This window comes from Streptomyces sp. 2A115 (assembly GCF_052245575.1).
GTDB lineage: Bacteria > Actinomycetota > Actinomycetes > Streptomycetales > Streptomycetaceae > Streptomyces.
Map to the genome: position 1 here is coordinate 1 of NZ_JBQQCG010000112.1, position 25,351 is coordinate 25,351.

At 70.5% G+C, this 25,351-nt stretch carries 18 protein-coding genes and 5 pseudogenes; 13 read left to right on the plus strand and 10 right to left on the minus strand.

The features are described from left to right. Positions 1-1,489 (plus strand): SWIM zinc finger family protein (locus ACTWQR_RS50050; RefSeq protein ID WP_443234012.1); only part of this gene is annotated, 1,489 nt, incomplete at its 5' end. A 362-nt stretch (positions 1,490-1,851) separates the two neighbouring features. Here ACTWQR_RS50050 and ACTWQR_RS50055 read toward each other — a convergent pair. Continuing rightward, positions 1,852-3,210, minus strand: a complete 1,359-nt coding sequence (locus ACTWQR_RS50055) for an acyltransferase family protein (RefSeq protein ID WP_443234013.1) — start codon at positions 3,208-3,210, stop codon at positions 1,852-1,854. Positions 3,211-3,333: 123 nt separating this feature from the next. On the opposite strand from ACTWQR_RS50055, the gene ACTWQR_RS50060 reads away from it, so the two are divergent. The 3 genes and pseudogenes from ACTWQR_RS50060 to ACTWQR_RS50070 all read left to right on the plus strand — a co-directional run bounded on the left by ACTWQR_RS50060 (position 3,334) and on the right by ACTWQR_RS50070 (position 4,716). Beyond that, positions 3,334-3,942 (plus strand): DUF998 domain-containing protein, encoded by a 609-nt coding sequence (locus tag ACTWQR_RS50060; protein ID WP_443234014.1) that lies wholly within the window; start codon positions 3,334-3,336, stop codon positions 3,940-3,942. A gap of 60 nt (positions 3,943-4,002) precedes the next feature. Continuing rightward, positions 4,003-4,125: pseudogene (locus ACTWQR_RS50065) on the plus strand (transcriptional regulator); the annotation flags it as partial. Positions 4,126-4,506: 381 nt separating this feature from the next. Further along, entirely contained in the window at positions 4,507-4,716 is a 210-nt protein-coding gene (locus ACTWQR_RS50070; protein WP_443234015.1) for a DUF6243 family protein, read from the plus strand. 177 nt (positions 4,717-4,893) lie between these two features. Here the strand turns inward: ACTWQR_RS50070 and ACTWQR_RS50075 are convergent. Both ACTWQR_RS50075 and ACTWQR_RS50080 read right to left on the minus strand, forming a co-directional pair. Next, positions 4,894-5,070 (minus strand): annotated as a pseudogene (locus ACTWQR_RS50075) (DNA starvation/stationary phase protection protein); the annotation flags it as partial. Positions 5,071-5,152: 82 nt separating this feature from the next. After that, positions 5,153-5,728, minus strand: coding sequence for a TetR/AcrR family transcriptional regulator (locus ACTWQR_RS50080; protein WP_443234016.1), 576 nt, complete (start codon positions 5,726-5,728; stop codon positions 5,153-5,155). A gap of 294 nt (positions 5,729-6,022) precedes the next feature. Between ACTWQR_RS50080 and ACTWQR_RS50085 the strand changes: the two genes are divergently transcribed. Together ACTWQR_RS50085 and ACTWQR_RS50090 are read left to right on the plus strand one after the other, a co-directional pair. Continuing rightward, positions 6,023-6,457: a hypothetical protein gene (locus ACTWQR_RS50085; RefSeq protein WP_443234017.1), complete on the plus strand. Its 435-nt coding sequence runs from the start codon at positions 6,023-6,025 to the stop codon at positions 6,455-6,457. 162 nt (positions 6,458-6,619) lie between these two features. Then, on the plus strand, positions 6,620-9,397 hold the full coding sequence (locus ACTWQR_RS50090; protein ID WP_443234018.1) for an AAA family ATPase: 2,778 nt from the start codon (positions 6,620-6,622) through the stop codon (positions 9,395-9,397). Positions 9,398-9,430: 33 nt separating this feature from the next. Here the strand turns inward: ACTWQR_RS50090 and ACTWQR_RS50095 are convergent, their stop codons facing one another. Next, a complete protein-coding gene (locus ACTWQR_RS50095; protein ID WP_443234019.1) occupies positions 9,431-12,214 on the minus strand; it encodes an AAA family ATPase in 2,784 nt (927 codons plus the stop codon). Between the two features lie 396 nt (positions 12,215-12,610). Here ACTWQR_RS50095 and ACTWQR_RS50100 point away from each other — a divergent pair. Next, positions 12,611-12,950: pseudogene (locus tag ACTWQR_RS50100) on the plus strand (IS701 family transposase); the annotation flags it as partial. 85 nt (positions 12,951-13,035) lie between these two features. Here the strand turns inward: ACTWQR_RS50100 and ACTWQR_RS50105 are convergent. The 3 genes and pseudogenes from ACTWQR_RS50105 to ACTWQR_RS50115 form a co-directional block, all read right to left on the minus strand. After that, positions 13,036-15,291, minus strand: coding sequence for an ATP-binding protein (locus tag ACTWQR_RS50105; protein ID WP_443234020.1), 2,256 nt, complete (start codon positions 15,289-15,291; stop codon positions 13,036-13,038). A gap of 258 nt (positions 15,292-15,549) precedes the next feature. Next, positions 15,550-15,723, minus strand: a complete 174-nt coding sequence (locus ACTWQR_RS50110; RefSeq protein WP_443234033.1) for a winged helix-turn-helix domain-containing protein — start codon at positions 15,721-15,723, stop codon at positions 15,550-15,552. A 49-nt stretch (positions 15,724-15,772) separates the two neighbouring features. Continuing rightward, positions 15,773-15,979 (minus strand): annotated as a pseudogene (locus ACTWQR_RS50115) (phospholipid carrier-dependent glycosyltransferase); the annotation flags it as partial. Positions 15,980-16,306: 327 nt separating this feature from the next. Here ACTWQR_RS50115 and pcaDC point away from each other — a divergent pair. The 3 genes from pcaDC to ACTWQR_RS50130 all read left to right on the plus strand — a co-directional run bounded on the left by pcaDC (position 16,307) and on the right by ACTWQR_RS50130 (position 19,172). Beyond that, positions 16,307-17,623: a bifunctional 3-oxoadipate enol-lactonase/4-carboxymuconolactone decarboxylase PcaDC gene (gene pcaDC / locus ACTWQR_RS50120; protein WP_443234021.1), complete on the plus strand. Its 1,317-nt coding sequence runs from the start codon at positions 16,307-16,309 to the stop codon at positions 17,621-17,623. 55 nt (positions 17,624-17,678) lie between these two features. Continuing rightward, positions 17,679-18,314 carry an MBL fold metallo-hydrolase gene (locus ACTWQR_RS50125; RefSeq protein WP_443234022.1) on the plus strand — a complete coding sequence of 212 codons (636 nt, stop codon included), beginning with the start codon at positions 17,679-17,681 and terminating at the stop codon, positions 18,312-18,314. Between the two features lie 78 nt (positions 18,315-18,392). Next, entirely contained in the window at positions 18,393-19,172 is a 780-nt protein-coding gene (locus ACTWQR_RS50130) for an exodeoxyribonuclease III (protein ID WP_443234023.1), read from the plus strand. A 112-nt stretch (positions 19,173-19,284) separates the two neighbouring features. Here the strand turns inward: ACTWQR_RS50130 and ACTWQR_RS50135 are convergent. Continuing rightward, a pseudogene (locus tag ACTWQR_RS50135) lies at positions 19,285-20,980 on the minus strand (SGNH/GDSL hydrolase family protein). A 214-nt stretch (positions 20,981-21,194) separates the two neighbouring features. Here ACTWQR_RS50135 and ACTWQR_RS50140 point away from each other — a divergent pair. From ACTWQR_RS50140 to ACTWQR_RS50150, 3 genes are all read left to right on the plus strand, one after another. After that, entirely contained in the window at positions 21,195-21,635 is a 441-nt protein-coding gene (locus tag ACTWQR_RS50140) for a DUF6278 family protein (protein WP_443234024.1), read from the plus strand. Between the two features lie 152 nt (positions 21,636-21,787). Continuing rightward, a complete protein-coding gene (locus tag ACTWQR_RS50145; RefSeq protein WP_443234025.1) occupies positions 21,788-22,531 on the plus strand; it encodes an amino acid ABC transporter ATP-binding protein in 744 nt (247 codons plus the stop codon). Between the two features lie 16 nt (positions 22,532-22,547). Next, complete coding sequence (locus ACTWQR_RS50150) at positions 22,548-22,721, plus strand: hypothetical protein (RefSeq protein WP_443234026.1); 174 nt, start codon at positions 22,548-22,550, stop codon at positions 22,719-22,721. 35 nt (positions 22,722-22,756) lie between these two features. Here the strand turns inward: ACTWQR_RS50150 and ACTWQR_RS50155 are convergent, their stop codons facing one another. After that, complete coding sequence (locus tag ACTWQR_RS50155; protein WP_443234027.1) at positions 22,757-24,325, minus strand: alpha/beta fold hydrolase; 1,569 nt, start codon at positions 24,323-24,325, stop codon at positions 22,757-22,759. A gap of 116 nt (positions 24,326-24,441) precedes the next feature. Continuing rightward, positions 24,442-25,197: a hypothetical protein gene (locus ACTWQR_RS50160; RefSeq protein WP_443234028.1), complete on the minus strand. Its 756-nt coding sequence runs from the start codon at positions 25,195-25,197 to the stop codon at positions 24,442-24,444. Between the last annotated feature and the right edge of the window lie 154 nt (positions 25,198-25,351).

The following is a 25,351-nucleotide window of genomic DNA, read 5'->3' on the forward strand; positions in this document are numbered from 1 at the left end:
GTCGGCCCGGATGGAGAGGGAAGCCCGAACGGCGCGGCCTGACGGTGCGCCGGGCAGCGAGTCTTCGGCGACGGCTCCCGGGTCCGCCGTCCCGTCGGCCGAGAGGCAGAACCCAGCCGGCACCGCGCCCACGGACAACGGCTCCTCAGTTCGCGATACCACGCCGCCGCCTGCCCCTGCCCCTGCCCCTGCCCCTGCATCCGCGTCCCCCACCCGCCCCATGGCCTCCCCGGCTCGCGACGGTGATCTCCGGCGTACCTTCCCGGCTCTGCCGGCGCGGCCGCAAGGAGCGGACGGGTTCGCCGAGACGTGGTGGGGGAACGCGTGGGTGACCGCGCTGGAGGAGACGGCGTTGGACCAGGCGCGGCTCGGGCGGGGACGGGTGTACGCGGGAGAGGGGCACGTGGACGCCATCACCGTCACGCCCGGGCTGGTGCTCGCGTACGTGCACGGGAGCCGGCCGCGGCCGTACCGGGTCCAGATCCGGATGCGTACGCTTTCGGACGACGACTGGGAGCGGTTCCTCGACGCGGCCGCCGAACGTCCTGGGCACATCGCGGCGTTGCTCGACAAGGACCTGCCGCAGTCACTCGCGGATCTCGGCGTGGGCCTGCTCCCGGGTCCCGGTGATCTCGTACCGCACTGCAGCTGCCCCGACTCGGGCCACCCCTGCAAACACGCGGCCGCCCTGTGCTACCAGACGGCACGGCTGCTGGACGAAGACCCCTTCGTCCTGCTGCTGTTGCGGGGCCGAGCGGAACGCGAGCTGCTGGACGCGTTGTCACGGCGGAACGCCGCGTTGGCCGCGCGTTCGGCCCGGGCCGCCCAGGACCAGGAACCGGCACTCCCCGGCGTACGGGCCCGCGACGCCCTCGTCCCGCGCACGCTGCCGCCCCTCCCGGCCCCGCTGCCGCCGCCCCCGCACCCCGAGCAGCCCCCGGTCTACCCGGCGTCCCCCGGTGGCCCGGACCCGTTCGCGCTGGACCAGTTGGCCACCGACGCGGCCGCCCGCGCGCACGCGATGCTCACGACGGGCCGTGACCCGGTCGCCGAGCTGACCGTGTGGCAGGACGCCGTCCGCCTCGCGGCCACCCGCCCCGGCTCCGGCCTCACCGCCACGACCCGCGCCCTGTACTCGTCCCTCGCCTCCGCCACCGGCCGCACCCCGGCGGAGCTGGCGCGCGCGGTCGCAGCCTGGCGCCAGGGCGGGCTCGAAGGCCTCGCAGTCCTCGAGGAACCCTGGGACCCGCCGGCGGGCCGTTTCGACCGGGCCCGCCCGCTCCTCCGGGCCGCCGACTTCCCGGCGTTCCGCCCGTGGCACAACCAGCTCACCCACCCCCGCGGCCACATACAACTCCGCCTGGGGCATGACGGCCTCTGGTACGCCTACGAATCGGAACCGGGCCATGACGACTGGTGGCCCCGAGGCACCCCCGACCTCGACCCGGTCGGCGCCCTCACGGGTCTCGGCTCACCGACCGAGCTCTGAGCACCCGTCGCAGCTGATGGCCACGCACCCCTTGCCCCAGCACCTACGAGCCGTGTGAGAAAAATGTGGACTCAACACATGCGGCAGCTCCTTGCGCGCCATGTAGTGCCCCATCACAACATGCGGCGGCTCCGTGCAGGCCGCGTGGACAAATCGGTCCCGTTTCCGTGACCACAGGTGCGGAAGTTACCGACGCGCCGATGTCGGCCGATGGCGCTGTGTGGGCGGCACGTAGTGGACGCCCGTGCCCGCTACCGTGAACCGGCCCACTCCCACCATCAGCAGCTGAGCCCTCTGCCAACCGACGCGCTCACGAGCAGCTCCTGACGGTGTGGTACCGGAGAACTCTTGCTGACGTGCCGTCAGGAGGCTTTGGGGGTTCCGGTTTGTCTCCTTCCTCGTTCGTCGCGTGCCGCGCGGAGTACGGCGGCGCCGAACAGGAAGACGGCCAGCGCTGCGGCCGGGAGCCCCAGGGCGCCGCGCTCGACCGGGCCGGCGGCGAGACCCAGCAGACCGAGCACACAGGCCGCGTAGCCGACGGAGGTCGCGCGGGCGCGCGGCCCGGGGCGGCCGAGCGCTCGAGGCGTCCACGGACTGTGCGAGGAAACAGCACCTCGTTGTTCGATGCGGCCGACTACGGCCACCAACGCGGCGAGCGCCAACAGGAGCAGGACCAGCCACGGCAGTTTCCACAGCAGCCAGGCGCCTGTCCGGCCAGGGGGTTCGGGCAACGGGAACAGACCGAAGGCGTACACGGCACCGGCGACGAGCACGAACACGCTCATGTGCCACAGCAGCACGGTCAGGATCACCGAGTTCACGGCGATCACGGCCGTCCATGGATCAAGCCGTCGCAGCCACCGGCTCCCCGCGTCGCGCAGCAACAGCACCAGCCCGAGCTGAGCCGTTGCCAACGCGAGCAGCGCGAGGGTCGGCGGCGAGAGGTTGCGGAACGATGTGCCTGGGACGTCGACCATGCTGACCGGGTAGGGGCCGGCCACCGTCAGCAGCACCGCCACCGCGGCGCCGCCCACCAGTAGCGGCACGGCCACCCTGGGCCGGACCGGCAGCGTCCCGTCCTGCCAGGCGAAGCCGATCTGGTGCACCGCCAGCCAGGCGAACAGGTAATTGCCCAGTTGCGGCGCCGACGCGTCGAACACCAGCCGCACCACGTCGCCCGCGGCGACCAGCCCCACCAGTACCAGCGGCACGACCAGCCCGACCCTCCGGTGCAGGCGGTGCATGAGCGGCGTCAGGAAAACCACCACGAGATAGACGAGCAGGAACCACAACGGGAGCGAGGCCAGCCACACGGCCCGGCCCACCTGAACCGGGTCGACACCGGCCAGCCGGGCGACCAGTGCGGCGGCGGCAAGTGTCACCATCAGCACGGTCGTCGGTGGTACGAGCCGCGCGCTGCGGTCCAGCAACCAGTCCCCGGCTTCCCCGCCCCCACGGGTGCGTGACGTCAGCGAGGCGGCGTTGGCGAACCCGCCCACCAGGAAGAACACCGGCATCACCTGGAGCGGCCAGGTGATCGGGCGGCCCCACGGCAGCGCTTCGAGCGCGCTGAAGCCGTCCAGGCCGTCGGCCCCGCCGGTGACCACGATGACCGTCCAGTGACCGAGCACCACGATGACGATGGCCAGCGCCCGCAACAGGTCGATGTAGCGTTCCCGCTCCGGCGGTGTGCCCTCCGCGAGCTCGCGCAGGCCGTGCATGCGGCCATCATAGGAACGGCGACCGACGACGATCGGCGACCCGCCCGGGCGGCTGGGTGAGACGGCAAGCGGGCCTCGCGGTGCTTGAGCTGCGGGGGACTATCGGCCATCTACGGTGGTCTGATGCGACTTGTCACTTGGTGGGCGTTTTTCTCGTCCGGATGCGCGCCGGTCATTCTGGTGGCGGGGTGGGCCGTCGCGGCGCTGCTTGAGGGGCCCGCCTATGACTCGGCCACGCAGACGATCAGCGTCCTGGCGGCCTACGGAGCCGCGGGATTCTGGGTGATGACCGCCGCGCTGTTCGCCGTCGGCGTCTGTCACTTGGTCACCGCCTGGGGACTGCGCGCGGCCACGCGCGCCGGTCGCATGGCGCTTGCGGGCGGCGGGCTGTCGGCCCTGGCGGTGGTGTTGGTACCGGCGCCGAGCAGCGGAGGCGACCTGCGCCATGGTTCTGTCGCCGCGGTCGGCTTCGCCCTGCTCGCGGTGTGGCCGGTCCTCGCCGCGCAGCGTGATGGAGCCGCCCCATGGGGCCTCCGGCCCACGCCCTCAATGCTCGCGACCGCTTTGATGGGCATAGCCGCCGCCTGGTTTCTGTTCGAGGTGCGTCATCAGGGTGTCATCGGCGTCACGGAACGGGTAGTGACGTTCATGCAGTCGCTCTGGCCCTTCGTGGTCGTCGTCTCCTGCCTCCGCCATCCCCGACGGCGACGGCTGACGGCTGAACACACATGACCAGGCTCAGGCAGCACGATCCAGGATTTCTGAATTCAGGACTTTATGTACTGTCGGGGCGTGTTGACTGTTGTCTCCGATATCGAGGTGCTGGCCCGCTTCGGCCGCGCGCTCACCGATCCGATCCGCTGCCGCATCCTGCTCGTCCTGCGCGACTCCCCGGCCTACCCAGCCGAACTCGCCGGGTGGTAGCGCCAGAGGGGGAACGGTTCGCCCTGTTCACCCACGAGGGCGGGTTCGGCCAGGTCACGGATCCGGCGCATGATCAGCCGGGCAGTGACCCGTGCGCTCAGGTTCGGGTCGTCGAACGCAGCGGAGACCGCCGCCGGAGTATGGGAGGGGACGGCTGACCCAGGGTGCTCACCGAAGGCCCGGCCGACGCCGGGGCGGCGAACAACTTGGTGTGCGGGGTCGACGGAACCGGGTACCGTCTTGGTCATGTTCTTCCAGACGCCGATTTACGAGTGAGAGCGTGATGGGCACTTGCTGACGTCCTTCGATGTCGCCGCGCCCGTCCCCCGCCGATGAATCCGTAGGTCACTTCACATCATTTCGGGAGAACCCGTGAGCAAGAACATCAATAACCCTGTGGGCATGGGCGGCGGCCAGCGCAAGAAGCTGTCCCGTGCGGAACGGCAGAACAACGGTCCGCACCGCAACCTCGACCGCCAGGGCGCCGCCGACCAGAAGGCGGAGCTGGTGCGCAAGATGCGCGAGAAGGTAGGCGGAGCTGAGGGCGTCGGGCAGACGAGCGACGACACCGCCCAGAGCTGACGCACCGCAGTCGCAGGGCGGCACCGCATGGGGCAGGGCCCGGACCGCGACGCGCGATCCGGGCCCTGCTGCTCTTCCGGGCGCGGCCGATCTCGTCCAGCTCTCGGCCGAGCACTCGTGTCTCAGCCGAACACCCGGGGCCGCCGCGGCCTGGTCGGCCTGGCCGGCGTCGGCGTCGGCGTCGACGTCCTTCGTACAGCCCGGCGAAAAGGCGGGGACGCCGCTGGTGGCGGCAAGGGTGGCGGCCCGACTGTCCGGGCTCACCCCCAGTGCGGTGGCGCGTTCGGCCATCATGTCGCCATGGTCCCGTGCTGTGGTGACCACCACCTCGTCGAGCTGGAGATGGTGCTTCCGGGTCGTTACCAGCACCTCATTCGGAAGCCGCACACCTCCCGCGGGCCAGTCGTCTGACTGCCTCCTCGTGAAAGGCGAGGTCTCAGTCCAGTGCCCTCAGCGCTGCGGTGATGGCGGATTCCAGAAACACCCGGTCGGCGCGCGCCTGGCTCATGACATGAATGCCCTGGACGAACGTCGTGAGGAAGCGTGCCATTTCCACCGGACTGTGCTCGCTGCTCAGCTCTCCCCGTACGCGGGCGCGCTCCAGCGTCTCGGTCAGCACGGACTCCATGGCGGTCATGGCGGTGCGCACCTGCTCCACCGTGCCGTCATGGGCTGCCCGTTCGGTGGTGGCGTTGACCAGGAGACATCCGCGCTGCGGGTCCGCCGCGTCGGCCGTGACCATCGCGAGCATCAAGCACCGCAAGGCGGTGCGGATGTCGGAGCCGGTCCTCAGGTTGTGCTCGAGATCCGCTATCAAACCCTCGCAGTAGCGCTTGAGTACCTGGGCGTAGAGGCCGTCCTTTGATCCGAAGGCCGCGTAGAGGCTGCCGCTGCCGATTCCCAGCAGTGCGGTCAGCTGCGGAACGGGCGTGGCGTGATGGCCCTGCCGCCAGAACAAGGCCATGGCCCGTTCCACCGCCAGGTCGGTGTCGAATTCACGAGGGCGTGCCACACCGGAATCCTTTCATCGGAGCAGTCCGCAAGGCGGTGCGAGGACGGGTGTCACGGTGCGGGGCCGACGGTGTGTCCGCTTCGACGCCCGGGAAGTGGGGGAGGGCATGGCTGCGACTTTGACAGTCCAGGGGTGCGGAGGCATGAGTAGATCGACTGCAAAACTCGGTCCGCGGGTCATGTTCGTCTCGTCGCCGGTGGATCGGGTTCCGTATCGATCCGGGCCGGGGCATGTCTGGCCGAGTGTCCTGCAGTTAGCCTCGATGACATTGACGGCAACGGCCCGAGGACCAACATGCAGGTGCACCTGAACCCCCCACTGGAGCCGGGCAGCGCTCCCCGGCATGCCGCCGCCATCGTCGCGACCGCGGCCGACATCAGCAGTGCGGACCTCGACTACAGCCCCGAGAGCATCGATCTGGTGGAGGACATTGTCGATGGCTTCCGGGCCGAAGGTGTCACCGGCGAGGACATGGCGGAGTCCCTCACTGCCTTCGGCTGTTACGTCGGCGAGATACTGACCCGCCACTTCGGCGGCGCCTGGCGGCACGGCCCGGCCGCCCACCGAGCGAGCGTTTCCCTGGTCGTGGAGCTGCCCGACGCCCGGGAGTGCTACCCCATCGACTGGGTTTTCCGCCGTCTGGAGTTCGGGGCCGACGTCAGCATCCGTGATCTCTGTACGGCGGCCGGGGTGGCGAATGGGCCCCCGAACGAACAAACACATGAGTAAGCGCCTCTGTGGATGATTGGCGCATATGTGTGATTGGGTGAGCGTGTATGCGGACACACACTCTGGCGGACGGTAGGGGCACGCGGGCACGCCCGCGGAACGAACTTTCCGTAGACGGGCCACACGCACCCGCAGTGTGCCGGCGGAACGTGGGGGCACGAAGTGGGCACACATATCGACTCGGACCGCATTGGGCCGGAGGGCGTCGATACGTGCGATGTCGGCCCGGACGGCACCGCACTGATCGGCCGAGACCGGGAGCGGAACCTGGTGGCCGCCTTGCTGGCGGATGTGCCGCGCGGCGGACGGGTGCTCCACCTGAGCGGCGCACCGGGCACAGGCAGGACCGCCATCATACGTTTCGCCGCGGAGGCAGCCGAACGCCAGGGCATACGCGTGCTGTCGACGACGTCGGCACCCGCTGAGCGAGGACTGCCCCACGCGGCCCTGCACAAACTGCTCCGTCCCGTCCTCGCCCGGCTCACCGAGCTGCCCTTCACGGAACGCACCGTGCTCGAGACCGCCTTCGGCGGCGGCCCCGCCGCGCCCGCACCCGCGCGGCTGGCCACAGCCGTGCTGCGCCTGCTCGCCACGTCGGCGGAGCCGGTCCTGCTGTGCGTGGACGACCTCGACCGGATCGACGCGGCGAGCCGGGACACCCTGCGCGCCCTGGCCCGGCTCCGCGGCGCGACGGACGGGGCACAGGTGGCCATGATCCTGGCCGAGCGCACCTCACCCGATGCCCCGATCACCACGGACGCGCTCACCGCCACGCTCACGGGACTGCCCGACCCGCAGGCCCGTGCGCTCGTCGCCCGCGCGGGGCGGGCAACCGGTTACACCGAGGAGCGACTGGTCCTCGCGGTGGCGCGGGGCAACCCGCTCGCACTCACCGAACTCCGCCTGGGCGAAGACCCTCCCGGGGACGCGGCGGGCTTCGGCATGCCGGCGGCGACACCTCGCCTGGCCGAAGCGTACGCGGAGGACCTGGAAGGGCTGTCGGCACCGGCCCGAGGCGTACTGCTCACCGCGGCATTGAGCGCCTCACCCGTCGCCTCGGACATCCTGGCCGCGAGCACCCTGATGCTGGGCGGCGGCCACGCGGCGCACGCCGGCCTGACCGAGGCCCTCGCGCGGGGCCTCGTCGTCGAAGAGGACCGGCGACTGTGCTTCCCCCAGCCGCTGCTGCGACCGGCGGTCCTGCATCTGGAGTCGGCGGCCCGCCGCATGGCCGCTCACGCCGCGCTCGGCCAGAGCCTCACCAGCCCGGGCCACGCGGCCTGGCACACGGCCCAGTGCACGGCGGGCCCCGATGAGGAACTGGCCCGGCGGTTGGAAACCCTGGCCGACGGCCCCCTGTCGAACACCACGGTGCTTCGGGCCCTGGCCGCCCTGGAATGCGCGGCCCGGCTCTCCGCGGAGCCGGAACGCCGGGCGGGCCGACTGCTGCGCGCCGCCGAGCTGGCCTGCGACCACGGTCTGGCGGAGCAGGCGCTCCGGCATGCGCGCCGGATCGACCTGACCGACCTCGGGACGTACGGCCGAGCGCTGCTGTTGTGGGTTCACGATCTTCTGCCGGGCAACAGCGCGGCCAGCCGGGACGGGATCGCCGAACTGTGCCGGGCGGCCCGCGCCGTCGCCGCGCAGGATCCCGAGCTCACGCAGAAACTGCTGTACGCGGCGGCCCGCAGATGCTGGTGGCAACAGGCCGGACCCGGCGAACGCCGCATGGTCATGCGGGCGTTCGAGGAACTGCGGCCCGGTCCCCGCAACGCACGTGACCTCGCCGTCATGGCGTTGATCGACCCGCAGACCCTACCCCGCCCGCCGGCCCCTCATCCCCCTTCCCAAGTGCCCGACGGCGATGGGCAGAGTCTGCTCGGCCAGATCACCCACCTCACCTGCGACCTCGACCGATCGGCACCCCTCTTCGAGAAGGCCGAGGCGGCCGCCCGGGCCAACGGACGGTACGGCAGGCTGCCGCAGATCCTCGTACCGAGGGCGATGGGGCAGATCTGGCTCGGTTCCCAGTGGCACACCGCCCTGGCGCTGGCCGAAGAGGGCAGGGTGATCGCGAGCCGGACGGGACAGCCCGACTGGGTGGCGAGAGCCACCGGGACGCAGGGCCTCATCAAGGCGCTGCAGGGACACCACGAGCGGGCGCTGGAGTGCGCCGCGGAGGTCGAGGAGGCCTCGTTGCGCCTAGGCCAGAACCGGCAGCTGAGCCTGGCCGCGCTGGGCCGCGCGCTCACCGACTGCGGCACGGGCCGGTACGCCGATGCCTATGCGCAGCTGCGCTCCCTGTTCGCCGAACCGATGACGCCGTACTCCTTCGAGCAGTTCTGGGGGCTCGCCTTCCTGACGGAGGCGGCACTACCCGCGGGCGAGCAGGCCGATGCCAGGACGGTGGTCGCGCACGTCTCGTCCCGGACCGAAGGGGTCCGCGCACCCCTCGTGGAACGGATCCTGGCGTACGCGGGCGCGGTCCTCGCACCTGACGAGGAGGCGGAGGCCCGCTACCGTGACGTACTGGCGCCCGGGCTCGAGGCGTGGCCCCTTCTGCACGGCATGACCCAGTTCGGCCACGGAGCCTGGCTCAGGCGCCGGCGCCGCGTCACGGAGTCACGCACACCGCTGGCAGCGGCCGAGTCCGTCTTCAGGGTCCTCGGCGCGCGGCCCCGCGCGGAGCAGGCGGCGGCCGAGCTGAGGGCAGCGGGACAGTTGGTGCCCGAACAACGGGACGAGGACGACGTCTGGCAGGTGCTGTCGCCGCAGCAGCTCACCATCGCCCGGCTGGCCGCCCGGGGTCTGACCAACCGGGCCATCGGGGAGCACCTGCGTCTGTCATCGCGTACGGTCGCCTCGCATCTGTACCAGATCTTCCCGAAGCTGAACGTCACCTCCCGCGCGCAGCTCGCCGCGCTGCTCGGCGGGGACTGACCCGCAGGCCACACCGTGGCGGTGCGCTCGCCGTCAGGCCGCGTGCGGATCCCTCAGCGCCTCGGCGAGCTGCGCCCGCGCTGTCACGCCCAGCCGGGGGAAGATGCGGTAGAGGTACGCCCCGATGGTCCGCGGCGACAGATCGAGCAATTCACCGATCTCACGGTTGGACAGTCCATGGGCGGCGAGTTCGGCGACCCGCAGTTCCTGGGCGGAGAGCAGGCCGCGTGCCGCACCGTCCGCCAGGCCCCCTTCCGCGCGCTCCCCGGATGCCCGCAGCTCCTCGACGATGCGCGAGGCACGTGCCTCGGCACCCATCATGGTGAAGGCGGCCGCCGCCCGGCGCAGGGTGGCCCGGGAGTCGGCGAACTGCCGCCGACGCCGCAGCCACCGCCCGTGGGCCAGACGCAGCGGCGCCTCCAGGAACGGCCGACGGGACAGGTCCGCGGCGAAGGCCCGCTCGAACAGCGCCTCCGCCTCCTGGCCGTCCGCGAGAACGGCCCGCGCCACCGCGAACGGGACGGCGATGACGGGGGCGCACTCCGCGCCCCACTCCGCTTCGAGCCGGTCGAGCGCCGCGAGCGCTTGCCCGGACACGTTCTCGGCACTGGCCGCCTCCGCGAAGTGCACCAGGGCGAACAGGGCCACCGCACGGCCACTCGGGTCGGCCAGGAGGTCCGACAGCTTTCCGAAGGCGGCCCCGAAGTCGCCGCCTTCCGCCCGCGCACAGGCCGCCCCGACGGCGAGAACCGTGTCGATCGAACGGACCGAGGCCCGAGCCGTCTCCAGTTCGAGAGCGTCACCGCCGCGTACCGTGCCGCCGGTGCGCAGTCCTCGTACGAGATCCGCCAGAAGGCGGGCGGCTGCCGCGTGGTGGTCCTGGCCGTGGTCCTCGGCGAGTTCCGCGCACCGCCGGAACGCATGGCCGCCCTGGCCCCAGTCGCCCAAAGCCAGGTGAGCCAGCCCCTGCCGAAGCAGCACCCGGGGCAGCTGGTCGGGCAGATCGAGGAAGCGGTGGCGGCGCTCTGCCTGCCGGTACAGCTCCAGTGCCCGCACCGGGTCATGGGCCAGCAGGGCGGCCTCACCCAGGCGTTCGAGGTCCCGTACGGGCACGTCGGCCAGGTGCCGCACGGGGGACACGCCCGCGAGGACGGTCGCGGCTCTGCGCACCGGGCCGACCGTGGCCATGGCCTGCAGCAGCCGGGGGTCGTTCGCCCGGTCCGGCATCTTGTCGAGGAAGGCGAGCAGCGCTTCGGCGCGTGCGTCATCGCCCGCCGCCTCGGGCGCCGTGATGCGGACGAGCTCGAGCGCGTTCTCCTGTTCGCCGGTGCCCTCCGGCGTGGGCCAGGCGGCGGGTTCGGCCGGTGGTTGTCCACCGCCGCTCCCGCTCCGCGTCAGAGTCTCGGCGCACAGCGTGCCCAGGGGGCCCAGCGGGTGACGCAGCGCGCGGTGCGCCATCGTCCGTGCCATGCGCTCCAGCCCGAACGTCTGGGCGAGCTGGGCAGCCCGCAGGGCGCAACGGCCCCGGTCCTCGGGCTCGGAGTACAGGTCTGCCGCCCGGCGCAGCAGTCGTACGGCCATCGGCGGCTCGAACTGTTCCAGCGCGTGCCGGTGCACCTCTTCGAGACGGCGCGCCAGCTCCCGGTCGCGGCCCTCCACGGCCTGGGACCGGTGCCACAGCATCCGTACCGAGCCGGGTGCCAGTACGGCCGCCAGGGCGGCGTGCGCGGCACGGCAGCGCCGCGGATCGACCTGGTGGACCACCGCCCCTGCGGTCGCGGGATGGCTGAAGAGCAGCCGTATGCCGTCGAAGGCGACAAAGCCCTCGCGTTCGGCGGGCTCCAGCGTCGCGAAGCCCAGCTCGGCACCCCCGATCCGGGATGCCGCCGACAGCAGCAGCGGGAGGTCTCCCGTCGGGTGGAGCGCTGCCACCAGGAGCAGATCCCGCGTCCCCGAGGGCAGGCGGGCGGCGCCGGGCGCCATGGCGGCTGCCAGCCGGTCCGATGAAGGGGGCATATAGGGCAGCGAGTCCTCGGAGCGGGTGGGGAGTTCGAGCAGTGCCAGAGGGTTGCCGGCCGAGGTCGCCATCAGTCCGCGTGCGGTCTGCGCGTCCAAGCCGGGACGCCTGGTCGCCAGCAGCCGGGCGGACTGGGCCGGTGTCAGGGGGTCGAGCCGCATCTCGGGGAGACCCGCGAGGGACGCCAGCCGGGTGCGTTGCGGACGTACTGTCATCAGCAGGGCCATCGGATGGCCCTCGGTCCGCCGGGCGACGAAGGCCAGCGCGTCCCTGCTGGGTTCGTCCAGCGCGTCCCAGTCGTCCACGGCAACCAGCAGGGGCTGCCTGGCGCTGGCCGATTCCAGGACGCGCTGTACGGCGAACAACAGCTGTGACCGCTCGGCCCGGGCGGCGGCACTGTCGACGAGGAGCGTCTCCAGGGGCTCGTATCGTCCGCCGTCCGATGACCGGCCCGGGCCGCCCAGGACCGGCCAGACGATCTGGAGCAGGCCGGAGAGGTCGGGCGCGTGGCCGCCCCGGATGCCGGCGCAGCGCAGTACCCGAAGGCCGGTGGCCATGGCCGCCTGGACGGCGGCTTCGAGCAGCTCGGACTTGCCTGATCCCCCGTGCCCGCATATGACCTGGGCCGCTCCGTGGGCCGTCGCCTCGCGCAGGAAGTCCTGAAGCTCGCGCTGTTCGCGATCAAGGCCGACGAGCCCCACCCTCCCAGGCGAGGTCTCGGGAATGGGGGCGACGAGCGACAGCGTGCGCTGCCGGTCCTTACCGGAGGCGAGGGGGGAGAGGCTGATCTGCGCGTTCATGGAGACCCCTGTTCCGTGGCGAACGGTCCCACCAGGCCATGGGAGCGCTTTCTTGCCTGCTCCATCCCACTGGAGCGGTGCCTGCGGAACCAGGCAGTTGGCATGCAGATTGCCCGGGGGCGATCGCGTTCCACGAAGTGGTGTAAGGATCCAGGCCACTGTGCTCCGGTGACCAACTCCGTGGTGAATGCCACCAGAAGTTCCACGGCTACGTTCGCGCCGTCCGGAGTGCCGACCCTGGCACAAGCAGTGACCTGCGGAGCCGCCCGCCGCGCGCCGCCACACCACCTTGCGGGACGCGGCCCCGGGGGCGGCGAGACTTTCCGGGAAGTGGGGAGAAAGGTATCCCCGCGAGCCCGGGCGGCGCGGCGGCCGGAACCGTCTCGTGCGCGTCGGCAGTGGGACGGCATCCTGCCGCTGCGCAGCCTGCTCGCGGAATGGCCCGCCGGCCAGAGGACACCGACCGGCTACTGTCCGACCTGCCCACCGACACACCCATCGAAGACCTGGTCCGCCTGGCAAAGATCCGCCGGCGCACGAAGCGCGACTACCGCGAACTCAACACGGCCTGGGCCTGGACCACTTCGAAGGCCACTCCTGGAACGGCTGGCACCACCACGTCATCACCCTCGTCACCGCCGCCCACGCCCTCCTCACGGAACACCGGCCGGCCCCAAAAGTCCCCTCACCGGACTCACCCTCTACCAGATGCTCGACGCCCTCCGAAGCCTCCTGAACTGCTGGACCGGCACCTGCACCACCGGCCACCAAACCAGTCCCCACGAGCTCACCGAGACCCACAACGACCCAACGGAGCACCACTAGAGACTCTCGGGGTGTGCCGCGGGAACGTCCAGGGCCTGCGCGTTCGCCCGCATCCGCGCCGCGCGTGGATCGTGGATCGCACTGAGCAGGTCGGCCGCTCGCATCCAGCTTGCGCGTGCTCCGGCGCGATCGCCCATGTCCAGTTGCGCCATGGCCAGATGGCCGAGCACCTCGGCCTGGTTGTAGCCGTCGAGGACCTCTTCGTAGAGGTCCAGCGACTGCCGGTAGTTCGCCATCGCCGTGGTGAGATCGCCGAGGTGCTGTCTGGCATAGCCCATGGTGTCCCAAGCGGCCGCTTCGATACGGAGGTTACCGTTCCGGCGCAGCAGAGGGATCGCCTCCTCGCACCTGGCGATCGCCTCCTGGTACCGGCCGAGCAGGGCGAGATACCAGCCCACGGCGTTCAGCTCGCGGGCCGCGGCTCCGTCGTCCCCCTCGGTGCGGTAGATCTCCAGAGCCCTCTGGGCGTGATGCAGAGCCTCGTCGTGGCGTTTCTGACGACCACGCACCCAACCGATACTCCGCTCGGCGCCCGCGCGCTGTGCCGGACCCAGCCTGGGCAGTTGCACCTGCAGCAACTCGACCAGCCTGTCGGCCTCGTCTGCCTGTCCCGTCTCAGCCAGCGCACGGGCCAAACTGGCGGAGTTGCTCGCGATGGCGACCGGGTCGTCCAGCTGTGAAGCGGCGTCCAGACCGATGCGCTTGGTCTCGATCTCCTCGGCCCAGCGGCCCATGACAGAGTAGTAGGCCACCCAGTACTGCGTGACGTTCATACGGAAGCGCAGCAGCCGGGGGTCGTCCAGCGAGCGCAGAGCGGCTGAGACCGTCGATTCCTCCTGACGGAACCAGTTCAACGCCTCCTCATGTGTTCCGAAGGTGACGCGTACCACCCCCGCCGCCGGGGGATCGACGGGCTCTGACGTGGTCTGCACCAGTAACTGGTGTGCCACGTGCGCGTTGTGGCGCAGGTATTCCACCAGACGTGTCTCGGCGCCGAACCGGTCGTCCGTCTCCTGTTCGACGAGCTCGGCGCCGTAAGCCCGCACCAAGTCGTGCACCACGTACAGGCCCTCGGCGTCACGCGAGAGCAGGTTGGCCGAGGCCAGCTCTCGCAGATGCGGCCGGGCTACCGCCATCTCGACGCCTCCGAGCGAGGCGGCGGCCTCCGCCGACACGGCCGATCCCGGATGAACTGCCAGATGCCGGAAGAACCGCGCCGTCTGGGGGGTCAGGGCCCGGTACGACCAGGAGAAGACCGCACGGACATCCACCTGCCGCTCACCGGTCGACAGGGCGTCCAGCCGTGACCGGGTGGCACGCAACTCGCGCACCCCCAGGCCCAGCGAGACATTGGGGGACGCGCTCAACTGAGCGCCGACGATCGCGACCGCCAGCGGCAGGAACCCGCACAGCTCCACCAGCTCCGCGGCCGCCTCCGGCTCCGCCCGGCACCGCTCCTCGCCGATCCGCGCGGCCAGGGCCGCCAGTGCCTCCTCGGGTGTCCACACATCCAGAGTGACCAGGTCGGCTCCCTCGGTCACGGCCAGACCGGACAGCTGACTACGGGAAGTGACGATGGTCAGACACCCTGCGGAGGCCGGCAGCAGTGGCCTGACCTGCGCCGCCGTGTGTGCGTTGTCCAGTACGACGATCAGCCGCCGGGACGCCGTCTGTTCCCGGAACAGCGCACCGCGCTCCTCGGTGCCGCCCGGTATGGCGTTGCTGGGCACCCCGAGCGCGTGGAGAAACCGGCCGAGGGCCTCTGCGGGGTCCAGGGGCTGTCCGGAGTCCTCGAATCCGCGCAGGTTCACATACAGCTGGCCGTCCGGGAAACGGTCCGCCACCTGGTGGGCCCAGTGCAACGCGAGCGTCGTCTTGCCGACACCCGCCATGCCCCCGATCGCGGAGATGACCACATGTCCGCCTCGTTCGGCGACCCGCGAAGTGAGACGGTGGACAGCCGTCAGCGTCTCCTTCCGGCCGCGGAACGCGGCGAGGTCGGGCGGCAGTTGCTGCGGAACCGGCCGCGTACGCCGCACCGACGCCTCGACGAATTTCCGGCGCTCGTCCTCGTCCAGGTCCAGGGCGTCCATCAGCTCGCTGAGCGTCGCCTGCCGCGGCAGGCTCTGCCCCCGCTCCATGTCGCTGATGGCCCGGACACTCACGCCGGAGGCCTCGGCGAGACTTTCCAGTGTCAGCAGCGAACGCTGCCGTGCCTCACGCAACAGTCGGCCGAACGCCGTCCTGTCCATCCCCACCCCACGGAACGCTGACCCGGACACCCCTTGTGGGCCGACACCCTGCTCGGAACCCAGTGAACGTACCAGTTCTGGAATGATCACCAAAGTAACGGGGATGGTCGGACCGGGCCAACACATGTCGACCGGACCAGTCGGCCGGGCCACTGCTCCGAGCCGAGCCCGCACGCCCGCGGAACACATCACACGTGGCGGCACCGGCACGGGAAGGCCACCTGCGAGAACGTCAGTCGGTGAGGTGGGCGACCGTCCTCACCCCTCTTGGGGCGGCGGTCTGACAGCGGCCTTGTAGTCGACGCCGTGGACCATGAGCGGCAGTTCGGGCCGGGTGGGATCGTGCTCGATCTCGCGGCGCAGGTTCATGACGTGGCCGTCGACGGTGCGGGTCGTGACACAGCGGTCGATGCCATACAGGTGCTCCAGTATCTGTTTCCTGTATCTGTTTCCTGGTGAACACCCGGCCCGGAGCCGATGCCAGCATTTCGAGCACGCGGAAGAAGGCGAGGAAGTACAAGCCGTTCCACTTGGTCGAGGACGCCAGGCCCAGGAAGAGGCCGGCTGCGAGCCGCCAGGGCCGCACTCCCGTCCCGGCCCGGTCGCCGGTGTGTGCGTCCGGGCGTGCGCGGCCGGACTCCTCGACCGGCAAGGCTGCCGCGAGCCGCGCCCCCGCCCGGTCCCGGTCCCGGTCGATGAGCGGGTCGACCCGTGCACGCAGGACTACTGCGAGCGCCGGATCAAGGAGGCAAGACCCGGCGCGAAAGCGTCCGTTGTCTCGAGCGCTACGCTGCTCGGGAGGTCTTCCACCTGCTCAAACAGCTACAGCCAGGACCCCGCTTATAGGGGCTGTCGTGACAGATGAGGACCTGCTTGCCCGGTGGGCCGGGCATACCAACGCCGAGACCACGAAGCGCTGGTATGTGAAGCCGGATGTGGAGGATCTTCGTACGGTGGCGGATATATGGGGAGGTCTGGCGAGTGTCCCCACCCCCTCGTTTGAAGAGAGTGTGAGATGTGGGAGCGTGGGTGGGTGAGTGCGAGCACGACAAACAGCCTGCAATACCGCTTTGACGGGCCAGAAGAGGCACCTGTCCTGATCTTGGGCCCCTCTCTCGGAACTACATGGCACATGTGGGACCGGCAGATTCCGGAGCTGGTGAAGCAGTGGCGGGTCTTCCGCTTCGACCTGCCCGGCCACGGCGGCGCGCCCGCGCATCCGGCGGTTTCGGTCACCGACCTCGCCGAGCGGCTGCTCGGCACGCTCGACGGGCTCGGCGTCCAGCGGTTCGGCTACGCGGGCTGCGCGCTCGGCGGTGCCGTCGGCGCCGAGCTGGCGCTGCGCCGCCCGGACCGCGTGGCCTCGCTCACGCTGATCGCCGCCTCGCCGCGCTTCGGCACGGCCGACGAGTTCCGGCAGCGCGGCGTGATCGTACGGACGAACGGCCTGGACCCCATCGCGCGTACGTCTCCGGAGCGCTGGTTCACCGGAGGGTTCGCCGCGGCCCAGCCCGCGATCACCGAGTGGGCCGTGCAGATGGTCCGCACCACGGATCCGGGCTGCTACATCGCCGCGTGCGAGGCCCTCGCCTCCTTCGACATCAGTGCCGAACTCGGCCGGATCGGGGTGCCGACCCTCGTCCTGGTCGGCTCCGAGGACCAGGTCACCGGCCCCGCCGAGGCCCGTACGCTGGTCGCCGGGATACCGGATGCCCGGCTCGCGGTCGTGCCGGGCGCCTCGCACCTGGTTCCGGTCGAGCAGCCCGCCGCGGTCACGGACCTCCTCGTACGGCACTTCTCCAGCGCCTGGCAGCAGCCCGCCTACGACTTGTCCACCGGCCAGATGGCGATCGTGGCGCCCCCGGCGAAGCCCGTCCTGGCCGCACCGCCGCCGGTCTCGCCCGTCGCCGAGATCGCCGCGGCCGCGCAGCCCGAAGCGACGCTGGGAAGGCCGGACCCGTACGACGCGGGCATCAAGGTCCGCCGCGAGGTGCTCGGGGACGCGCATGTGGACCGGGCGCTCGCCCAGGCGGACGAGTTCTCCGGGGACTTCCAGGAGTTCATCACCCGGTACGCGTGGGGCGAGATCTGGGACCGGCCGGGCCTCGACCGGCGTTCGCGCAGCTGCGTCACGCTCACCGCCCTGGTCGCGGGCGGCCATCTCGACGAACTCGCCTTCCACACCCGGGCCGCCCTCCGCAACGGCCTCACCCCGGTCGAGATCAAGGAAGTGCTCCTCCAGGCGGCCGTCTACTGCGGCGTACCGGCCGCGAACAGCGCGTTCAGGGTGGCCCAGCAGGTCATCCGCGAGGAGACCACACCCCAGGAGTGAGCTCGCCTCGGCACGCGGAGGCGGGACGTCGGCGCGCAGGGGCAGGATGGGAACCATGAAGCTCACAAAGAAGTCGCATTCCTGCATCCGCCTGGAGAAGGACGGGCGCACGCTCGTCATCGATCCCGGCGGCTTCAGCGAAGAGGACGCCGCGGTCGGCGCGGACGCGATCCTGGTCACGCACGAACACCCCGACCACTTCAACGAGGAGCGGCTGCGGGCGGGCCTGGAGGCCAACCAGGGCGCGGAGATCTGGACCCTGAAGTCCGTCGCGGAGAAGATCTCGGCCGCGTTCCCGGGCCGTGTTCACACAGTCGGCCACGGCGACACGTTCACCGCCGCGGGCTTCGACGTGCAGGTGCACGGCGAGCTGCACGCCGTGATCCACCCGGACATCCCGCGCATCACCAATGTCGGCTACCTCGTCGAGGGCGGCCGTGTCTTCCACCCCGGCGACGCCCTCACCGTCCCCGACCACCCGGTTCAGACGCTGATGCTCCCCGTACAAGCCCCCTGGAGCAAGATCTCCGAGGTCATCGAGTACGTCCGCGAGGTCAAGCCGCAGCGCGCGTACGACATCCACGACGCCCTGCTCACGGACCTCGCCCGCCCGATCTACGACAACCAGATCGGCGCGCTGGGCGGCTCCGAGCACCTGCGGCTGGCACCGGGCGAGACCACGGATCTGTGAGTGGGTGCGACCACGGATCCGTGAGCGGGCGACACCACGCACCCATGAGTGTCAGACCCGCCCGGTAAGTTGTGGGACATGCGTATCGCCACCTGGAACGTGAACTCGATCACCGCCCGTCTCCCGAGGCTGCTGGCCTGGCTGGAGAGCAGCGGCACGGACGTGCTGTGCATCCAGGAGACCAAGACCACCGCCGAGCAGTTCCCGTCCGCCGAACTGCGCGAGCTGGGCTACGAGTCGGCGGTGCATGCCACGGGGCGGTGGAACGGTGTGGCGTTGCTGTCCCGGGTGGGCCTCGAGGACGTGGTCAACGGCCTGCCCGGCGACCCCGGCTACGACGGCATTCATGAGCCCCGAGCCGTCGCCGCGACCTGCGGCCCGGTCCGCGTCTGGTCGGTGTACGTGCCGAACGGGCGTGAGGTGGACCACCCCCACTACGCGTACAAGCTCCAGTGGTTCGAGGCCTTGAAGGCGGCTGTCGCCGGCGACGCGGGCGGCAGCCGACCGTTCGCCGTGATGGGCGACTACAACGTGGCTCCGACGGACGACGACGTGTACGACATCGCCGCCTTCGAAGGCGCCACCCACGTCACGCCCGCCGAGCGCGCCGCTCTGACCTCCCTGCGCGAGGCGGGCCTCTCGGACGTGGTTCCGCGGCCCCTCAAGTACGAGCACCCGTTCACGTACTGGGACTACCGCCAGCTCTGCTTCCCCAAGAACCGCGGCATGCGCATCGACCTCGTCTACGGCAACGAGCCGTTCGCGAAGGCCGTCACGGACGCGTACGTGGACCGCGAGGAGCGCAAGGGCAAGGGGGCGTCCGACCACGCCCCGGTCGTGGTGGACCTGGACGTGTAGCCGCGCCCTTCCAGGGGCGCGGGCAACCGTGCGACCAGCCACGGACGGTCCGCAGAATCAATACCGCATCAATACCGCGTCAATACCGCACTTCGCGCGGAGCGCTTGGCGCCTACAGCAGTCGCAGGTCCACCGAGTCCGCCAGCGCCGCCAACCCCGCGTCGCCCGGATGCAGATGGTCGCCGCTGTCGTACGCGGGGAGCATCCGCGCCGGATGCGCGGGATCCCGGAGCACGGCGTCGAAGTCGAGCACGCCGTCGAAGGCGGAGCCCGAGCCGGACCGGATCCACGCGTTCACCGCTGACCGCTCCGCGTCGGCCGCCGCCGTGCACCGGGCCTCTCCCTCACAGGGGGCGACCGTCGCGACCAGCACCCGTAGCCCGCGGGCGTGCGCCCGGTCGGCGATCTCCAGCAGCCCGGCCACGACCTGCTCCGCGCTCGCGCCCCAGCGGACGTCGTTGACCCCCTGGAAGACGATGGCGGTACGCGCCGACGTCTGGGCGAGGACGTCCCGGTCGAGGCGGTGCAGCGAACTCACCCCGCCCGTGCCGGCGGAGACGCCGTCGCCGGGGTAGACGTCGGTGACCACACGGTTCGCCGAGATGCCATGGTTGAGGACTCCATAGCTCGGGACCACACTCTGGTTCCGGAGCCGGGTGGCGAGCACATTTGGCCAACGCCGGTTGGCGTTCAGGGTCGACTTGTCGCCGTCGGTGATCGAGTCGCCGAGCAGCACGACGGACCCGGTCCCGCCACCCACGTCGACACCGGTCAGCAGCGGCCAGTTGGCGATCGTCGAGGTGTACGCGCCCGGGGCGGCGTCCGCGGCATGGTCGCCCGGCTCGCTCACGTACGACTGCTGGATGGCCATGGTGTGCACGGGTGCCGCCGTCACCGTCCCCGGCAGATGAAAGCTCACCAGCAGATTGGCGTCCGCGGGCACCCCGAAGCTCAGCGGATCGCTGAACTCCTGTGCCCCCGCAGGGATTTCGGTGCCCGCGGCGCCCCGGAACGACAGCGGCACGGGAGTGCTCTTCGGGCTCGCGCCGGAGCCCTGCACCGCCACCGTCGCACTGCCGATCCGCACGGGCGCGGCGGCGAAGGTGTTGTCGAGCCGAATCCGTACGCGCGGCCCGCCCGCCGACGTGTGCACCACGAGCCGCACCGTCCGGTCGGTCCACGGTCCCACCGGCGTGTAACCGGCGGTCGAGGCGGCCCAACTCCCGGTCCAGCCACGGGTGTCGGAGCGGACCGACAGGGCGAACACGTGCAGGTCACGGGTGCGCGGCAGCTCGACCGAGGCCACCTCGCGCCCGCGGACGAGCGGCACGGTGACGACGTACAGCCGTGCCTTCTCGGCCAGTTGGCCGCCCGGTGTGTTGATGTGGGGCAGTGCCACGGCCTTCGTGCCGAGCGGGCCGCCGCGCCAGTCCGACGCGGTCAGCCGGTACGAGGAGCGCGAACCGTTCGCGTACCGCACCACGCCGGCGCTGCTGACCTCGCCGCCACCCGTGCCCGCCACCAGGAAGGCGAGCGCGTCGCCGTTGCCGGGCGCCCTGGACCGTCAGCGAGCGCCCGGGCGTCCAGCCGGCGGCCGACAGGTCCTGGGCCGACAGGGAGGCGCCCGAGCCGTCGAAATCCGCCTCGCCGGGCCGCGCGTCGTCACTGACGGCCGTGTTGTCGAAGAGCCGCTCCAGCGGCATCGGCCGGTCCCGGGAGGGCGGCGCGGCCTCCGCGGAAGCCGTCGGCACGACCCCCACCGAGAGAAGAGCGAGAGCAACGGCCGTACCCCAGACACGTCGGCGCACCACCGACTCCTCCCGCTCACGAACGGCTCACTGACGAGGTCACTCACAAGATCACTGACACGGTCACCGACGAGGTGACAGATGCACCGTGAAGCTAAAGAGGCGTCAGGGACCCGTCAATGAGCCGGGCGCGAACTCCGCACGAAATCCCCAGGAACAGGAGGTTCCGCGCGCCCTGTGGTGCGCCGGGCGACAGGGATGTCAGGCTGGGTGTATGAACATCCCTTTCGTGGGCAACTGGCGCAAGAAGCGGGACCCCGCCAGGGGAGTCGCGGTCTTCTCCGACAGTGAGAGTGATCACGAGGGGGTGGCCGATCTGCTCTCCGAGTGCGAGCTGCTGCGTGACCAGGCGTACCGGGCGGGGATCGAACTCGACGACACCCCGGCCTCATTGGAGAAGCTCGACCAACTGCTGCCGCGCTGGCGCGACGACGAGGAGAGGCTGCAGTGGCTCGGCAATGACGCCGGCCTCTACCTCGGCACGGTCATAGTGCGCACGGTCACTGGCGCCGTGTGGGAGGTGTGGCCCAACGAACGGCCGGTGGTGCGACTGGCCTCCGGCCGCGAGATCGACGTGGTCGCGTCCGGCCACGAGTGGGCGACCAGCGGCGCTCCCGAACTTTCACAGCTGTACGCCGAGGTGTCAGAGGTATAGCTCAGGGATCCCGGCAGCCACACCGACACCATTCGCACCTTATTGCGGTAAATACGGCTAATGCCCGAAAGGTGCGTGTCGTGCAATTGCTGCACACTTGGCTGGATAGTTTGCGGCAATCGCGACACAGCTGAGAGTGGGTAGGGCTGAGCATGGCCGGCGATCCGTTGATCGAGCTGCGTGACGTCAACAAGTACTTCGGGGAGCTGCATGTCCTCCAGGACATCAACCTCACCGTCGCCAAGGGGGAGGTGGTCGTGGTCATCGGCCCTTCGGGGTCGGGAAAGTCGACTCTCTGCAGGGCGATCAACCGGCTGGAGGTGATCCACTCCGGGGAGATCAAACTTGACGGCCGGCTGCTGCCGGAGGAGGGCAAGGACCTCGCGAGGCTCCGCGCCGAGGTCGGGATGGTCTTCCAGTCCTTCAACCTCTTCGCGCACAAGACGGTCCTGCAGAACGTCTCGCTGGGGCAGATCAAGGCCCGCGGCCGCAAGAAGGAGCAGGCCGACAAGCGCTCGCGCGAACTCCTCGACCGGGTGGGCCTCGCCGATCAGGCGCCGAAGTTCCCGGCACAGCTCTCCGGCGGCCAGCAGCAGCGCGTGGCCATCGCCCGCGCCCTCGCCATGGACCCCAAGGCACTCCTCTTCGACGAGCCGACCTCGGCGCTCGACCCGGAGATGATCAACGAGGTCCTGGAGGTCATGCAGCAGCTCGCCCGCGAGGGCATGACCATGGTCGTCGTCACCCACGAGATGGGTTTCGCGCGCTCCGCCGCCAACCGCGTCGTCTTCATGTCGGACGGCCGCATCGTCGAGGACCGCACCCCCGAGGGGTTCTTCACCAACCCGAGCAGCGACCGCGCCAAGGACTTCCTCTCCAAGATCCTCAAGCACTGAGCGGGGGAACGCGGCCGTGATCCGTACGGAGCTCGTCGGCTCGCTGGGCCCGTACGACCTCTCCGTCCTTGGTGACGGTTTCCTCGGTCCCGTCCAACTCGCCTTCCGCGCCCGGAAGCCGGCCGCGTCGAACCTCGACTACGATGTGCCGTTCATCCAACCAGGGACGCTGCTGCCGGGCACGCGGTAGCGAGGGGCAATGGCCCGCCCGGCAGCAGCCGGTGATCACTGTTCGCGCAACGGGACCGACATGTACGACGGGTCGGCCGCGGGCGAGGAGAAGGTCAGCTGCGCGCCGGCCGGGTTGTGCTCGATGTAGAGCGGGTCCACCGTGTCGACGACCAGGGCGAGACGATGCCCTGCCGGGACGTCGTAGGCCGTGGAGAACAGCTCCAGGTCGACGCCGAACGGCTTGCCGGGCGTCTGCCCGTGGAAGGTGAACGGCGCGTTGCTGACCAGCTTGCCGAGGCCGAGCGGGCCCACGTCGTAGAGGTATGCGACGAGGGTGCCGCTCTCCTTGGTACTGGTGACCGTGGTGTGCAACTTGGCGGTGCCGCGCACCCGTTGGGGGCTCGCGTACTTCTCCGACTGCCAGACGGCCGCGTACCGGCGGGGCAGGAGCGGGATCGACGCCATCGGGGGCAGCCGGGCGATCTGGTCGAGGATGCTGGAGAGGAAGATGATCCCGCCGTCCGCGCCCGAGTTCACGTTGGCGCGGATCGTGGAGGTGCCCCCGAGGGCGATCTTCCTGCTGGTGGCGCCGACCGACTTCCAGTCCGGGTAGCCCTCGTAGCCGCCCGTGGAGCGGGACTTGAGCTGCACCGGCTGCTCGCGCTCGATGCCGTTGTTCTCGCCCCTGAGGTAGTGGTCGAACCAGCGGGTCGTGTTCTTCCACACGTCGTTGGGGAGCCCGAACAGGCCGGTCACCTCGGGGGTGGCGTGGTCGCCCGGGCGGTATTCCAGTCTCTTCGGGCCCGTCAACTTCTCGTAGAAATCGGCGTATTGGTTGGGGGAGAAGACCGTGTCGCCCCAGGCGTTGGCGAGCATGATCGCCGCGCCGTTGGCGTTGATCTTGTCGATGTAGGTCGTGGCGGAACGTTTCGCCCCCCAGGCGATCAACTCCGGTTCCTTGGACAGGTTGGAGGCGAAGAAGTCCTTGAACACCTGCTGGAGTTCGGCGCTGGGCCTGCCGGTGATCGTGCCGGCGCCGTTCAGCAGCGCGGCCGCCTGGGAGTGCTGGGTGCGGCCCGAGTAGATCGAGCCGATGAGATCGGCCCAGCCGCTCATCGCCGAGACCGCCTTGATCCGTTTGTCGTGGGCGGCGGCGAGGAGACCGATCCCCGCACCGTACGAGACGCCCGCCACGCCGATCCTCTTCGGGTCCGCGGGGGTGTTGGCGAGCGCCCAGTCGATCACCTTTGAGGTGTCGGCCACGTCGGGTGGGCCCGCTGTCTCTATCTCGCCGCCGGACTGCCAGAAGCCGCGGACGTTGTAAGTGAGCACGATGTAGCCCGAGTCGGCGAGCTTCTGGGCCTGGGCGAGGTACTGGACCTGGGGCAGGCCCCAGCTCGTGGGCAGCACGATGAGCGGGTACGTGCGGGAGTCGTCGGCGTTCGCCGGCGTGACGACGTTGGCCTTGAGGACCGTGCCGCCGTCACCGGTGATGTCGACGAACCGGATGCCGGTCGGCGCCGCCTGCGCGGCGGGGGCGAGCCCGAGGGCTGTCCCGGCGACGAGGGTTGCCGAGACGGCACCTACGGCGGTGGTACGCAGGGCCTTGCGCGGAAGTCCCACGGGTCACTCCTCACTCGTGTAAGTGCAAAGTGACTCGACGGTAACCTCGGCCTCTTACCGTAGGTAACCCGTCGGTAAGTTACGCGCGAGTAACGATTGTTGAACTGTGTTGAAACTCAGGAGGCGCGGTGCGCTTTGCGCGAAGCCTCCGCGGGCGGAGGAGTTTGCGCCACCCGCGTCACGTCGGCGACGAGCTCGACCACGTCCGGGCCGTAGGCCTGCGAGTTCACGACCTTCAGGAGCAGGACGAAGGTGTTGTTGCCGTGCTTGCGGGCGAGTCGCTCGTGGCTGCGGGCGAGGTAGCGTGTCGCGGCCTGGGTGGTGATCGCGCGCTGTCCGCAGAAGAGGAACACCGGGCGGGCCGTACGCCCCTGGTCCGCGGTCAGGCGGGCGAGGGCGACGTACTCGGTGCGGCCCGGCTCAAGTCGGTACTGTTCGCTGCCGATCTGGAAGGCGCCCCGGTCCGGTCCGGGCTCGGGATCGGTGTTCACTCGTATACCCGGGAGCAGCGACGCCAGGTGGGCCGCCATGCGGCGGTTCACGGCCGGGTGGCCGACGCAGAACTCCGTGCGCTCCCCGAAGCCCTGCTGGGCCGCGTCGTGCGCGACGACCTGCGCGTGCGCGCCGCAGTCCTTGATGAGCGCCGAGAGTTCGAGCAGCGCGAACACGTCGTGGCGCGTCACCGTCAGGTCGGGGCCGCCCGCCTCGCGGTTGACCACGAGTAGCGACTCGGAGTTGTCGGGCAGACCGAAGAAGACCTGCTTGCGGCGGAGCTTCCGCTTCCACAGATAGGTCCGGGCGATCCAGCCCAGCGAGGCGCCGATGCCCGCCACGATCACGCCGAGGACGATGTTGCGCACGTCGTCATTCATGGGCGCGCATGCTAGCGGGATTGCGCAACGGTGTTCGAGGGGGACCTGACGCGGGCATGGCGAGGCTGTGGTTTCCCGGGGGGCACCGCACCGGCTTGCCACTTCGCGGCGGGCCGGGTCCCCGGCCAAAGTACGCTGCTCGAACGGTCGTTGA